This is a genomic window from Pseudoxanthomonas sp. z9, from assembly GCF_006542425.1.
In the GTDB taxonomy this organism is placed as follows: domain Bacteria; phylum Pseudomonadota; class Gammaproteobacteria; order Xanthomonadales; family Xanthomonadaceae; genus Pseudoxanthomonas_A.
On sequence record NZ_VFID01000016.1, the window covers coordinates 1 to 12,653 of the forward strand.

Here is a 12,653-nt window from a genome sequence, read left to right on the forward strand (position 1 = left end):
TGGTCGCCACGCCGGTGGGGCCGACCGTTAGCGAGGTGGCATCCAGCGCACCGTTGTCCAGATCCAGGGTTACGACATCGCCCGGATGCAGGTGGCCACTGCGGCCACGCACAGTGATGTCGCTGACCCCGATGCCGAAGGCGTCGATCTGCGCGGGCGCCATGATGACCAGGGGAATGCGGTGCAGGGGCACGACGGCCTGCGGCACGTCCTGATCGACCGGGGAGACCAGTTGCACCGTGAAGGGATCATCGGGATCGGCGATGGAGACGTCGATCCTTTCCAGCCGACCCCCAATCCGATCGATGGCCAGTTCCTGCGGATTGAGCAGGGCGCCGGCGGCGAGCAGTTGCACCGCGATGGCTTCCGGCAATCGGGCCTGTTCGCCGGGACGTTCGCGGTCAATCAGGCCCACCAGCAGGACGCCGGTGAAGCGGCCCATGTCGCGGTTCCAGGTCAGGCCCTGGACGCGATGCACCAGCGCCAGCTGGCGCAGCTTGCCCAGCGCATCGAGCGCAATCAGCCGGGTGGGCGAGGCCGACTGGGTGCCGTTGCTGTCCTTCACCGTCACCGGTTGCGCGGAGGGATCCCGCACCGCGACGATCTGGCCCTGTTCCAGCGGAATCGCGGCGGTGCCTTCGATATCCAGCTTGCGGCCGGTCTGATACAGCTCCACGGTTCCCACGCCCGCCTGTTGCCGCAGCGCGGCCAGATCGAGCATGGGCGTGGTCGCGGCCGAGGCTGCGGCCGGAGGCTCGGCGGACGCCGGCGCGGGTGCCGGCTGCACCTCCGTGGCGGCAGGAACGCGGGTGACCGGCTCGCGCTCGCTTGCCGCGCGGTTGATGGCTTCCCGCAACTCGCTGTCGCGAACCCGGGTGACCTCCTCCAGCGGAAGGGTGGAACCGCGCATCCGCTGGACCATGCCGGAAGAAAGCGTGTCCTGTGCGCGCAGCTCGCGGAGGGCGTCGCTCCGCACCACGGACTCCTGTGCCGGTGCATCCGAGGTTCCGGACAGGACTAGCAGCAGGCACGCGGCGAAACGCAGGCTGGCCTTCATGACGGGTTCTCCTTAGCCGAGGTCGATGTCCAGTTGGTCAAGCACCGCGCGAATCGGGTTGGCGAACGCGTGCGTACCGTTGTCGGGGCAGGCGAACAGCAGGCCGATCGCGCGGTTGCCGGGTTTTTCGACGATGAGGGCGCCGCTGTCACCCAACTGCGCGAACAGCGACGCGCCGGCCCGCGCGCGAATGCGGATCTGGTTGACGAAGCGGGCCTGCCGCTCCGGCGCGGCCCGCGACAGCGGCAGCAGCACGTCGCACGCGATGTCGTCCACCACGCCGGAGGAATAGCCGGTGGTGCGGGCGTGCTTGTGCACCAGTTGACCCACCGCGGGTGGCGCGATGCCCTGCACGGCGCCCACGGTGCAGATGTCCGCATCCACACCGATGCCGTGGTCCAGCACGGCCACGGCGGCGTCCACCTGGTTGGTGGCCAGCACGCCGGCCTGGAGGGGCACCGATCGCAGGAGCAGGCCCACGCGGTCCTGCGGCATTCCGCCATCGGCGAGCGAAGGCTGGTAGATGACCGAACCCGGGGGCGCGGCGCCGTAGTCGGAGAAGACATGGCTGTTGCTCAGCAGCAGCGTCTGGCCGCGTTCCGGGGCAAGCCGGGACGTGCAGCGGAAGGCGAGCGTGCCGCCGGCCACCGTCTCCAGCCCGATCGATGCGCCGGGGCGCAGCGGACGCTTGTGCTGGCGGCGCGCGCGCGAGCAGGCCAGCGGCATGGCCGGGAAGGCGGGCGCGGCTTCGATGACGTCGGTGTCGATGCCGTCGATGTGCGTGTTGATGCGCGCCCGGGCGGACAGCAGGCGCTTTGGCAGTTTCTGGGAGACATAGAAGCGCACGCACAACGCGTCGCCCGGCTTGCCGTTGGTCAGCTTGTAGCCGATGCCGATGGCGTGGATCTGGTGACCACCGACCTCCCGCAAACCGGCGAGCGCGCGACGGAGGATGAAGGGCGCGAGCGGGTGTCGCGAGGCCTTGGCGAAGTAGCGGTCGCTGGCTTCGGTTTTGGCGGCGCGCAGATCGGAGGACAGGCCCTCGACGGATCCCGGCGATTCGGAACGGGGCGCCCGGCTGCCCATGCTCAGTACTCGGTCTCCACTTCGAGCGTGCCATCGGCCTGTGCCACGACGGCGATGTTGCCGTCCCAGCTGTTGCTGTAGATGGCCTTGTCCAGCCGCATGCGGGTGAACTGCGGCGGCGGTGCATCGGCGCCCAGACCTTTTCCCTTGATGCCCACGCGTACCTGGGTGGGTTCGCGCGCCATCGATACGCCGCCGTCGTCGGCCAGCAGCATCCGTATCGCGGCGCGGTTCGGATGGCCGTAGACGTAGGCGTTGTGGGGTTCGTTGATGAAGGCCGTGTCACCGGCCTGGATGACCGCGATCTTCGGGCTGGTGGCGCGGACAAAGTCCGGCGTGGTCGCGTTCATCGAGCCGTGGTGGCCGACCTTCAGCACGTCGACGTCGAAGATGCGCGGGTCCGCCTCGTAGGACTCCAGCATCGCCGACAGGCCCTGGTGCTCCATGTCGCCCACGAACAGGAAGGAAGCTTTGCCGAAATCCACCCGCACCACGACGCTGTCGTTGTTGCGATCATTGGCCCAGCCCACATCCAGATCCACGCGTCCCCACAAGGCCACGATTTTCGGGTCGATGCCGCCGGTGCGACGGCAGTCGACGGGGTCGATGACCGCGTTGCTGACCCCGGAGACATTCTTGACGTCGGACTCGCTCAGGCCGACGTAGCCGCCTTCGTTCTCGGCGACATAGCGTTGCAGGGCGAGTTGGCCCTTGCGGCCGGAGTCGTGGCTGCCGGGTTCGCCGTCGTCGAGCAGGTTGAGCACGTCGAAGGCAGGATCGGCTTCCACCAGGGCCGATGCGCCGTCGGTATGGTCGGAGTGCGGATGCGACAGGACGACCAGATCCAGGGTGCGCGACAGATCGTGGCGGCGGCCGAAGAATTCTTCCAGGTAACTGCGCAGCAAATCGCTGCCGCGCGCGCGCGTGGTGCGCTCGCCGCCGGTATCGATGAGGACGGCGCCGCAAGAGAACTCCAGCAGGATGGCGTCGCCCTGGCCGACGTTGATGAAGTGCGCCACCATCGTGGACGGATCCGCGCTGGCCATCGGCAGGCCGGCGGGTGTGGCCGGTTCCGGATAGCTGCGCGGGACGACGGTGTGGCGGGGCGGGGCGTCGGGGCGAACCGGGGTGACGGTGGCCGAGTCCTGCGCTGCCGCGCCGTCCACTGCGGTGGGGTGGGTATCGCGCGTGGGCTCGGATGCCGTTGCAGGGGAGGGCTCGGGGGATGCGGTTGCGGCGGGAGGTTCCCGGTTGGCCGGCGCGGTGGCGCAGGCGCCCAGGGCCAGCGCCAATCCGGCGGCCAGGAGCGGACGTTTACGGCTGGCGCGCGGATCGTTCATCGGCAACCTCCGTTGCTTCCGTGGGCGATGCTTCCGTGGGGGCGGCGTCTGTGGGTGCAGCTTCCGCGGGGGATGTCGACGGATCGGGTGTGGCATCGGCCGACGGGCAGGTGCGGTAGTCCTGCACGGCGACGAAGCGATAGACGAAATCGGAGAACGCCTCGCCCCAGATGTCGTTGTGGCCGGAGATGATGCCCTTCTCCACCCGCACGACCAGATAGGGGTTGAAGCGCCGGGAACCGGAGTCCGGCGGCGCCATCCGGTTCAACGCCACCGGGCCTACCGCCCAGTGATCCGTGTCGCCACGGCTGTAGGCCTGCCACGCGCAGGCGAATTCCCCGAGGCTGGCGGTGGTGGCGCCCCTGTTTTCGGTCAGCGTATGGGTCTGGAAGGGCGCGTAGTGGCCGATGGCGCGGATGTTCTGGCTGCGCTGGCGCGCATCGCGGTGCTCGGAAAACAGCGTGGACAACGCGCGTCCGGCCGGGAACGCGCGCTTGGTCGCGGTGTCTGCCTCGGAGGTGAAGATGGCCAGGATCGGCTTCTGCTTCGGGACGAAGGTGAAGCCGGAGGCCTTGCGCTGGATGGCATTGAATCGCGCCGCCTCGAAGGCCGGATTGACCAGCACGATCAGGTCGGCGACGTTGCGGGCCACGCGGTCGCGGTTGAGGAATGCGGTATCGCGGATGAGCATCTGGTTGACGGCGTTGTAGACCACCGCGCCGCCGAAGCTGTGGCCCATGATGACGAGCCGGCTCTCCCGATCCCGGGCGTTGATCTTGGCCAGTTCGGCCAGCACTTCGGTGACGCCGTCTCCGCCCACGCGGTGCGCGCGTCCCTTGCGATCCCAGAAGCTCAGCGTCTTGAACGGTTCCAGGCGGTTGGAGAGTCCGCGCCAGCCGAGATAGACACCGACCACCTGCCGCGATTGGCAGGGCGTGTTGGCACAGCCTTCCGCGTCCGCGGCGGCCAGGTCGAGCAGCAGTTGGCTGAAGGCGGCGACGTTGCCGTCGGCCGGATCGGCATTGTGTTTCCAGCCATGGGTGAACACGACGATGAGCAGCGGACGCGTGGTGGCCAGGCTGCCCAGATGGCGGACCAGCTGATCCTTGAGCACCGGTTCGCGCAGGTAGCCCTGGTCATCGAACTCGACGAAACCCAGCAGGGGAGACGACACGCCCTGCGGCGCGCCGGCCACCAGATGCAGTGCATCGCGGGGGCAATCGCGCATGTCGCGGGCGACGCAGTAGTCCGCCGTCTTGAGCTGGGTGCGGTAGGTCTTGCCGGGAACGCAACTGACGGCGCCCAGTATCGTCAGCGCGAGGACCAGGACCATGAGGGAAAGGCTCCACCCACGCGAACGCGGACGCCGTTTCATGACGGCCTCCCGGCGCAGGGGGATGACGGGCGGTTCCACGGCGATGGCGGAACGGGCGCGACCATGCGCGACGGGCGCCACTCCGGGCGCGGATCCAGGGGCGACTTTCGCACAACGACCTCCGTGACGATGCGACGGCAAGCATCCAGTCTTTGTCAGCCGCGCGCCGGCCCCTGTATCCCCACCACGGCGCGAGCCTGCGATTTATCAGTAGCCAACGCGGGCCGCAATCAAAACCGGCGCCGATCCGACGGACGGTGGGCGCATGTCGAGGACGGGCCCGCCTTTCGTGAACCGTCATCCGTCAGGACAGGAGGACAACCGATGGCGCGGGAGCATGGAATCTGCGCATTCGATTGCGCAAATCCGTACCCGCTGCCGGTACCTGCCAGGCGTGAGGGGAGCGCTGGTCGCCCTGCGGCTGAAGAACGCCTGTTTCCAGCCCACCCCGCAAGGCCCGCTACCCGTGGGAAGCGGGCCGGCCGGAAAGGGAGCGCCTGTCCGTGCGCGCGATGATCACCGATGCTTGGCTTTGCACCGGGCGGTATCGGTCGTGCAGGTCGAAACCCAGCCAGTGAACTGGCTGACGCGGGTGTAGACCCCCACCTTGTTGGCCTGGGCGCAGCCCTCTCCCCAGCTGACCACGCCTGCCAGGCGAGGCTGGCTGCCTGCGTTTGCGGCCAACGGTCCGCCACTGTCGCCCTGGCAACTGTCCTTGCCGCCGGCCGCCACGCCGGCACAGATCATCCGCTCGGTAACGGCGCCGTCATAGGCGAGCGCGCGATTGCAGGTCTTGCGTTCAACGAAGGGAATATCCACGTACTGCAGCGCGGACGTGCCTTCGCCATCCTGTTGCGTCCTTCCCCAGCCTGAGACCGTCAGGAGCGCTCCCGGCTTGAGGGTCGCGGGTTCATCGCCGGTACCCAGCAGGGGAATGACCCGTATCCGATCGCCCAGCGCGAGTGGTTTCTCCAGTTCCAGGAGGGCGATGTCGTTGTCGTAGGTTTCATCGTCATAGTCCTCATGGACCAGGATGCGGCTGACGGCGATGCGCTCGGGCGCTTCCGCATTCAACCGATGCGTACCGGCGACAATGGCGATGTCCGCGGCTTCGGTGTCATGGACGCAATGGGCCGCGGTGACAATCCAGCGCTCGGTGTGCACGCTGCCGCCACAAAAATGCGCGTCGTAGGCATCTGGCACGCGGGCTACCAGCAAGGCCACCTGCCAGGGAAACTGGCCGGCCTTGGCCGGCTTGCCACCGACGATCTTCTTCTCTTTCTTGTCGAGATAGACCTCGATGGCGTCCAGTACCGGTTGTGACGCGGTACGGCCGGTCAACAGGCTTTCGCGCGAAGCCGGCTGCTGGGCAAAGGCGGTGGAGGCGATGGCGACCAGCAGGAGTGAAGCGGTGAAGCAACGACTGAGCATGTCCATGGCGATTCCTTGTCTGGGAGGTCAATAACCGAAGAAGCGCACCCGCACCCCGTCACCCAGTCCACTCTGCGGCACCTCGGTGGTGGTGATCTGGACGCCGGGAACGCCCTGTTTCTTGAGGACGCGCAGGGTATGGGCGGCGCGCGCCTGCCGCTGAAGCTGGAGCTCCTTGCGATCGGATGGTTCGTAGGCAATGGAAACCCAACTGACCGACTTCCTTGCGGCCTTGAATTGCTGGAACTCCTGTTGAATGGCGGACTCGTCGATCAGTTCCGGCAGGTCGCCGGGCGCTGTCCGGGCAATGACCTCATCGAGCGGGTGCCCGATGCTCATCGGGGCCAGCGGCTTGTCCGGCGCGGGAATATAGATCAGCTTGTCGTCGGGCTTGCGCACCTGCATCCACAGCGAATGCGTGCCGGAACTCTCGACGAAATCGACAAACTGCAGGTAGTCGCCTTTCGTCACCCGGCTTTCAATCCCGGAGGACGTATCCGGCCCGGCGTACGCGATCAGGTTGGTACTGGCGACCAGCGAGGCCTGGGATTGCAGATTGGATTTGAGGGTTTCCAGCAACGCGGGCGAAAGCGCGGGTGCCTTCGTGGAAGCAGCCACCAGGCCCACCGTATCCGGGTTCCAGGTCGGCCCGGCCTGCGTGATCTCGTCGATCACTCGATGCAGGCGCGCATAGGCCAGGCCGAAATCCGCACGGCTGATGCCGACCGGCGTGTTGATGCTCCAGCTCGCCTCCACGGCGGGCGGAAACACCAGGGTGTAGGCAGGTTCATCCTTGTCATGCGTGCTCAGCCATTGCCGCGCCGCGTGGGCGTAGTGGCTGGTGGAAAAGCGCCGGCTGAAGTAAAGGACCTGTTCGCGGATGCCCGATTCCAGCGCGCTCAGCCATGCTTCGCGTTCCCTCGCACTCACCCTGTCATCGGGCAGGAAATAGAAATCGCTGTCCGACCAGTCCAGCACGCCGGGCTGTTGCGTCGAACCAGTGGCAATGGTGACGCGGGCGCTGACATCGTTGAAGACGCTACCGAACTCGCCGGGCTGGCGGGGCAGATTGTTCAACAGCGCTTCGGTGAAGGTGCTGGGGCGCGTCGCCTCGCTCGAGCCCAGGGCCGCGGTTCCCAGACGCGAGCCGTAGGCCACCAGCGTATTGACACCGCTGTCGGCATGCTGGACGGGCATGTAGCCTTTTTCCACGCCATATTGATGCTGCCTGTCCTTGATGACGAAACCACCGATGGTCCGGCAGGCATCCACGATGAAGAGCAACAGGCCGGGTCGTTTCTTGGCCAAGTACGATTCCAGCGATTCCACCGCCACCGCATGGTCCGGAAGGTTCTGCTCGTCCAGTTGCAGCGGGGTATCGGTTCCGGCCAGGTAGTTGTTCTGCCCGTAGGAGAAACCATGGCCGGAGAAATAGACCACCACGATGTCGCCTTCCTCGATCTTGCGGCGGAAGTCGGGCAGCGTGGTTTCTTCAAAGGACACCGCCGAGGTCATCGTGGCGATGGGCGACACCTGGAACTGCAGATCCCTCAGCAGCGCCTCCATTCGCCTGGCATCCACCTCCGCGCTGGGAATGGAAGAAAGGTGCTGGTAGCCCGCATTGCCCACCACCAGGGCCAGGCGCCGCGGGGCCTGGGCGATCCTGAGCGCTTCCGTGTCGTCGGCCCAGGCATTGGCTGCGACCCCAAGGCCGCTTGCCAACACTGCCGCGATGCAGCGCCAGCGAAAGCAGTTTCCTCGCATGGCTCAGCTCACGGCAGGAGGCTGCGCATTGCCGGCGGGGCCCTGGTTTGCATCGGTGCCGGCCGGGAACATCCCGCAGTCGACCGGTGACGACAGGCGTTCCATGCCGGTCCAGGACCCTCCGGCAGCATCGGGGTCCCCCTTGGTCAGCGCGGACAGTTTGATCGTGGCGGCCATGGAGCGCTGCTGGCACAGCGCGGACATGGGCACGCCGTCGTCGCTCAGAACGATGGCGGACAGTTGCACCGCGTGATTCAGATAGACGCGGCCGCGCTTGCCCCAGAGAGTGTCCTTGGTCATTGCAACGCCCTCGGGCGTGTTGTCCTTCCAGCGGACCGTGCAGCCCTTGGCCTTCTGGTTGGCCAGATAGGGCGTCAATGCGGCGATAGGCGCCATGACCGAGGCGTCGGCTCCGACCAGGGCGGTGCGCATGCCGGTAATCGCCTTGACGACTTCTTCGGCATAGGCGCGTGCCTGCACATCCGCCGGTTTCTTGGAGTCCTTGGTTTTCTGCTGGATCTTGTCGCGTGCGCGTGTCGCACTGTCCAACCAATCGTCCAGTTGCTTGATATTGGCATTGGCTTGGGCGAAGGAGGGATAGCGGGTGGACAGCAAGGCAGGGGCAGCCGTCGTCTTGTCAGCAAGATACCCGGTACGGATGTTGGCTTCGGTCCAGTCGGCGTCCCGCGTGGTGGTAAAGCTGCTAACCGCATAGTTGGACTGGAAGAGTTTCCAGACGCTGACCAGGGATTGGGCGATACCGGTGATGATGCCCACCGAGGCCACCAGACCACTTCGGCTCTTTGCGTTGTACTTCGACGCGAGGTCATCCAGTTTGTCGATTTCCCGGCCCATTGCGTCCAGCTTCTGTTGTATCGACAGGGCCAGGACCTGTTTGGTGGCATGGTCGGCATCGTCGGTCAGCAGGACATTGGTACACGCCTGCGCAGCGGCTTGTGCGCGAATCCGGCGGCCGAGATCCTGTCCCGTGGCGGCGGAAAGGGCGAGCACGCGTTGCTGGGCTAGTCCCTTGACGTTTTCCGGTCCGGTCACGTCGCCAGCCTTGCCTTCCGAAGGCGTGCCGTAGGTCAGCTTGTTGAGTTCGGCCTGCTTGGTCAGGCGATCGATCTGTGCCTGCAGGTCTGCGTTCTTGTCGGTGCTTTCCTGCGCATGGGCAAACGGAAAGGTCCCCAGCCAGAACAAGAGGCAGGGAGCCAGGCAATGGACTTTCATCAAACACTCCTCCTTGGATGCGGTTCCTGTGCCAGCGCGTCCGCGAAAGACGGCGCTGGTCGTGCATGTCGCAACGGTTCTTTCCCTGTGCAGCGTGATGACCGGCACTACTGCGATGGCAGCTGACGCGGAAACACGGTGCCTTGCGGCGACCGGTATTGGCGCTGTTGCCATGAGTGGTCGGGTCGGGAGACTGCCGGTTTCCCCTGCGCGGCAGAATCGACCGCACGCTATACCGGAAACGGCGGCGCGGACAAGAGGGGCATGGTGCCCGTGCCGGAGCAGGCGACGGACGGCACCTGCAGGGGTAGGCAAGTCGGGCTTTCCGGGCAGTCATTCCGGGCAGTCCGGCGCGGATGTGGCCGTGTGCGGTCCATCCATGCGTTGGCGCCGGTTGGAGCCAACGGAAAGGGACGTCGCATGCGCATCTGGGGAAAGTTGGGCGCGGTAGCGCTTGGGGTGTTGCTGCTGGTGGGTTGCCGGACGATTCCGGACCGGGAATGGTGGGGACTCAATGAGCCGGCACCGGTGCAGACCGGGTTGCAGAGCCAGATGATGGTGTTCGAGGCGGATGATCGCGGGCAGCTCTATCAGCCTGCGCAGATGCAGAAGATGGCGCAGTGGATGGCAGCGACGCCAACTCGCCCGGTGGTGCTGTTCGTGCACGGTTGGCACCACAATGCCTGCCGGCAGCAGGCCGGCGAGCCTGCCTGCAAGGGGGGCGGGCCTTACGACAGCAATTACCAGAAGTTCACGGCGTTCCTGGCCCGGTTGGAGAACGTTGAGAAGGCGGGACCGGTCAACGCAATCTATGTGGGATGGCGAGGCGATTCGATCGATACCTTCATCCCGTGGGAACCCAGTGATTTCCTCACCATTCGCGACCGCAAGCACGCCTCTGAGCAGGTAGGCAAGCAGGGACTGCGGGAGGTGGTCGCCTGGTTGCGGACGCAGGATCCGAAGCGCCAGGTATTCGTGATCGGCCACAGCCTGGGAGGGTCGGCGGTCCTGTGGGCAGTGAAGGAATGGATGGAGGACGCGCCGGATACGACGCTTGAATACATCATGATCAACCCTGCGGCCAGGGCGGAAGAACTGGAAAAAATCAAGGCACGCCTGGAGGAGAAAGCGCGCTCACGCCAGGCGTTTTCCGGTAGGCAGGTGAGCATGGCGACAGCCTTGCGTGCCGCGCCCGATGGCTCGCGACGCATCATCGTCCTGCAGTCCACCGCTGATGTTCCGGTGCGCTATCTGTTTCCGTTTGCGTTCTGGAAGCGGGCGATAGGGTTCAATCGGGATTGGGTCAGCCATTCGGTGCGCGCCTGCAGCGGTGATGCGTGCACGGTGACGGAACCGGACTGTCAACTCAGTCTGGGGGGACGCATGATGATCGAGGCGATCGGCACCGGTGAGCAGTGCCAGGAACAGGCCAGGAAGGCAGTCTGGGTGATGCAAACCGGCAAGGATGTGTCGGCCGGCCACAACGATGTTCTCAATGACGTGCAGGCTGCGGCGTTGGCCGATTGGCTTGCCCAGCGCATGGCGCAGTTCCGAGTGATGGAAGCTGACAAGCGCTGAGGCGGGGTGGGCCTTGGCCCACCATCGCGGTGCCGGGCGGCCGATGCTCCTGTCGTTCGCTTGAACGCCACCCCGGGGCCATCGACGTGCAGGCATGGCAATGGTGGGCCGAGACCCACCAGTTGATCAGGACGCCTTTTTGCGGGTACGCGCCGCCTTCTTCGCGGCGGCCGAGCGCTTGGCGGGGCCCTTGGTGCGGGCGGCTTTCCTTGCCGCGGCGGAACGGTCGGCGGCGGTGCGCTTGCTGGCCGCCTTCTTGGCCTGTTTGGACAGGGCGGTGTGGCTGACGGCCTTCTTTGCGACCTTCTTGCTGGCAGTCTTCAGTGCCTTCCTGGCGCCGGCCGAGCGCTTGGCGGCGGGGCGCTTTGTAGCGGTTTTCCTGCTCTTGGCGATGTCCTTGCGGGCTTTCTTCTTGATCGCCGGCGAGGCGGTGTCGCCGGGTTCGACGTCGATGCCGGCGCGGCGGGCCTTGGACAGGCCGATGGCGATGGCCTGCTGGGTGTTCTGGACACCGTGCTTGCCTTCCCGGACGTGTTCGATTTCCTCGCGGACGAATTCGCCGGCCTGGGTACTGGCCGACTTTCCTTCGCGCTTGTCGCGTTCGACGGCGCGGCGGGTCTTTGCTTCCGGCATGGCGGCGTCTCCTTCGGACAACGTGCCTGTGTTAGTCCCGTGCGCGTGAACAGGCGGCGAAGGATGCGCGCTGGCGGGCACGACTATCACGGCGATAACGCTTGCTTGACGGCGGCGTGACATTCGCGGGACTAGCGTGAAGCCACCTGTTTCGAGGGAGTATCGTCATGCATACGCCACAGGAACTCGAAAAGAAATTCTGGAAGCTGCTGAAGTCCGACATGGTCGTGATGATTGGCCTGGAGGGGGCCGAGGATGGTCATACCCGGCCGATGACGGCGCAGATGGAGGACGAGGGGCACGGCCCCATCTGGTTCTTCACCACCACCGACAATCGCCTGGCACAGCGCGTGGGCACGCCGCAGCGTGCCATCGCCACGTTCTGCGCGAAGGGTCATGACTTGTTCGCCAGCGTCAACGGGATGCTGGTGGAGCATACGGATCGCGAGGTGGTCGACCGGTTGTGGAATCCCTATTTGGCCGCCTGGTACGAAGGCGGGATGGAGGATCCACGATTGGCCCTGCTGCGCTTCGATGCCGAGCACGCGGAAATCTGGTTGAACGAGAACCCGATGCTGGCCGGGGTGAAGCTGATGCTGGGCATGGATCCGAAGAAGCATTACCGCGATCGCGTGGCTGAGGTGAATCTGCGGCATTGAGGGGTTGGAGTGAGGCTGTCATAGCGGATGCTGGACGGTTTGCCCCCATCCGCCCTTCGGGCACCTTCCCCCGCGCGCGGGGGAAGGGAGCTTCACGGTCGTCAGGACAAGGTCATTGGAACCGGTATGCAATACAAACACCTGCGTTTCGGACAAGGCTTTCGCACCGCGTTCGCGGTGCGGGAGGTGCAGGCGGCGGAGATGGTGATCGCGCCGGGCGAGGCCGAGGGCGGGCCGGACAACCGGCATCGCGGCGCGGACCAATGGTTGTATGTGGTGTCGGGGACCGGCGTGGCGACCATCGAAGGCGAGCGGCAGACGTTGCGCGCGGGTAGCCTGCTGGTAATCGAACACGGCGAGCGCCACGAGATCCGCAATACCGGGCGGACCTTCCTGAAGACGCTCAACTTCTATTACCCACCGGCCTACGACCAGGACGAGGAGACCCTGCCGGCGGGCGAGGGCTGATGGAATTGGGCGGGCCGGCCCATGTGGCT

General features: G+C 65.9%; 11 protein-coding genes. 3 read left to right on the forward strand and 8 right to left on the reverse strand.

Annotated features, from left to right (window positions below):
• The 7 genes from FG323_RS17955 to FG323_RS17985 form a co-directional block, all read right to left on the reverse strand.
• On the reverse strand, positions 1-1,057 hold a 1,057-nt coding region (locus tag FG323_RS17955; protein WP_220094205.1), incomplete at its 3' end, for a hypothetical protein.
• A gap of 12 nt (positions 1,058-1,069) precedes the next feature.
• Positions 1,070-2,143, reverse strand: coding sequence for a hypothetical protein (locus FG323_RS17960; protein ID WP_141456096.1), 1,074 nt, complete (start codon positions 2,141-2,143; stop codon positions 1,070-1,072).
• Between the two features lie 2 nt (positions 2,144-2,145).
• Positions 2,146-3,483 (reverse strand): MBL fold metallo-hydrolase, encoded by a 1,338-nt coding sequence (locus FG323_RS17965; protein WP_181444287.1) that lies wholly within the window; start codon positions 3,481-3,483, stop codon positions 2,146-2,148.
• On the reverse strand, positions 3,458-4,816 hold the full coding sequence (locus FG323_RS17970) for an alpha/beta hydrolase (RefSeq protein WP_181444288.1): 1,359 nt from the start codon (positions 4,814-4,816) through the stop codon (positions 3,458-3,460). Before FG323_RS17970 ends, FG323_RS17965 begins: the two co-directional genes overlap by 26 nt.
• Positions 4,817-5,374: 558 nt before the next feature.
• Entirely contained in the window at positions 5,375-6,295 is a 921-nt protein-coding gene (locus FG323_RS17975) for a serine protease (protein WP_141456099.1), read from the reverse strand.
• A gap of 21 nt (positions 6,296-6,316) precedes the next feature.
• Entirely contained in the window at positions 6,317-8,053 is a 1,737-nt protein-coding gene (locus FG323_RS17980) for a caspase family protein (protein WP_141456100.1), read from the reverse strand.
• 3 nt (positions 8,054-8,056) lie between these two features.
• Positions 8,057-9,286 carry a hypothetical protein gene (locus tag FG323_RS17985; RefSeq protein WP_141456101.1) on the reverse strand — a complete coding sequence of 410 codons (1,230 nt, stop codon included), beginning with the start codon at positions 9,284-9,286 and terminating at the stop codon, positions 8,057-8,059.
• Positions 9,287-9,706: 420 nt separating this feature from the next.
• On the opposite strand from FG323_RS17985, the gene FG323_RS17990 reads away from it, so the two are divergent.
• The gene (locus tag FG323_RS17990) at positions 9,707-10,864 is read left to right on the forward strand and encodes a hypothetical protein (protein WP_141456102.1); all 1,158 of its coding nucleotides are present in this window, start codon (positions 9,707-9,709) and stop codon (positions 10,862-10,864) included.
• Positions 10,865-10,990: 126 nt separating this feature from the next.
• Here FG323_RS17990 and FG323_RS17995 read toward each other — a convergent pair whose 3' ends face one another.
• Positions 10,991-11,497 (reverse strand): DNA-binding protein, encoded by a 507-nt coding sequence (locus FG323_RS17995; RefSeq protein ID WP_141456103.1) that lies wholly within the window; start codon positions 11,495-11,497, stop codon positions 10,991-10,993.
• Positions 11,498-11,664: 167 nt separating this feature from the next.
• Here FG323_RS17995 and FG323_RS18000 point away from each other — a divergent pair, with 167 nt between their 5' ends.
• Both FG323_RS18000 and FG323_RS18005 read left to right on the forward strand, forming a co-directional pair.
• The gene (locus tag FG323_RS18000; protein WP_141456104.1) at positions 11,665-12,156 is read left to right on the forward strand and encodes a pyridoxamine 5'-phosphate oxidase family protein; all 492 of its coding nucleotides are present in this window, start codon (positions 11,665-11,667) and stop codon (positions 12,154-12,156) included.
• A 126-nt stretch (positions 12,157-12,282) separates the two neighbouring features.
• Positions 12,283-12,624 (forward strand): cupin domain-containing protein, encoded by a 342-nt coding sequence (locus FG323_RS18005; RefSeq protein ID WP_141456105.1) that lies wholly within the window; start codon positions 12,283-12,285, stop codon positions 12,622-12,624.
• Positions 12,625-12,653: the final 29 nt, after the last annotated feature.